1 protein-coding gene is annotated in these 1,278 nt (G+C 52.4%); it reads left to right on the top strand.

Annotation, left to right across the window (positions count from 1 at the left end; translation table 11 throughout):
- On the top strand, positions 1 to 909 hold a 909-nt coding region (locus AB5Y86_RS18745; RefSeq protein WP_368193780.1), incomplete at its 5' end, for an IS3 family transposase.
- Positions 910 to 1,278 lie beyond the last annotated feature (369 nt).

The following is a 1,278-nucleotide window of genomic DNA, read 5'->3' as shown; positions in this document are numbered from 1 at the left end:
TCTAAAAAAGGCTACTGCTCTCTTGATGGCGGACGAGTTCACACGTACGCGCTGATAGACCGATTAAGGGAGCAAGCCCCCATCACTCTGGTCTGTTGCGCTTTCGATGTTCCCACCTCCTGTTTTTACGATTATCTGGCCCGCAGGCGGACGATTAACCGTGAACGTATGCAACAGCGCTGTGAGTTGCGCCGGTTGTTCAAAGAAAGCCGGAACTCAGCGGGCAGCCGCGCCTTGATGTCGATGATGCGGGAGTTGGGGTATCAGATTGACCGATTCAAAGTACGTAACCTGATGAAGGAAGCCGAGTTGGTATCCAAACAGCCGGGCGCACACCGTTATAAGGTGGCACGGTCTGAACGACCGGATATCCCCAATCTGCTGGCCCGCGAATTTGATGTCCAGCAACCCAATCAGGTGTGGTGTGGCGATATCACCTACGTCTGGGCAGGTGGTCGTTGGCATTACCTGGCAGCGGTGCTTGACCTGCACACCCGGCGGGTCGTGGGCTGGGCGATGTCTGATAAGCCTGATGCAGAATTGGCAATCAAAGCACTGGAGATGGCCTATCAGCAGCGGGGTTGTCCGTCAGGCGTGCTGTTTCACTCTGACCAAGGCAGCCAATATGGCAGCCGGGCATTTCGGCAACGACTGTGGCGCTATCGTATGACCCAGAGCATGAGTCGGCGTGGAAACTGCTGGGATAACGCCCCGATGGAGCGACTGTTCAGGAGCCTGAAGTCAGAGTGGCTCCCGGCTATGGGATATATGAGCTTGCGAGAGGCGAAGCGGGATATCAGTTACTACCTGATGGATTACTACAACTGGCGGCGTCCACATCAAAACAATGATGGAATACCGCCAGCAAAAGCCGAGGATCGGCCTAACCAAGTGTCCGGATTTAGTTGACCACTACAAAAAGGGAGCAGCTAACTCAGGAAACAGAGATCCCAAGCAAGAGATCATGACGTATAGGCGATCATGGGATTCACGGGTTATGGCGATGCCAGCCCTGCCATACAGAGCAACGGCTTTACATGAAGAAAGAGTAAAAGCGTAACATCAGGCTATTCGTTGAACCGAAAGATAACAGCGAGTAACAATAAAAATAGAAGAAAGGAATAAGTCAGGTCAAATATCAGACGATTTAATAAATTGCAGCCAATAAAAAACCCCGCTCGATGAGCGGGGTTCTTAAATTGGGTGCCTGGCAGTGTCCTACTCTCGCATGGCGAATGCCACACTACCATCGGCGCTACCGCGTTTCACTTCTGAGTT

The sequence above is a fragment of the Aeromonas sp. s8 genome (assembly GCF_040907785.1).
GTDB classification, from domain to species: domain Bacteria; phylum Pseudomonadota; class Gammaproteobacteria; order Enterobacterales; family Aeromonadaceae; genus Aeromonas; species Aeromonas veronii.
Note: the sequence above shows the minus strand (reverse complement) of the source record. Positions and strands in the feature narration are given on the sequence as shown.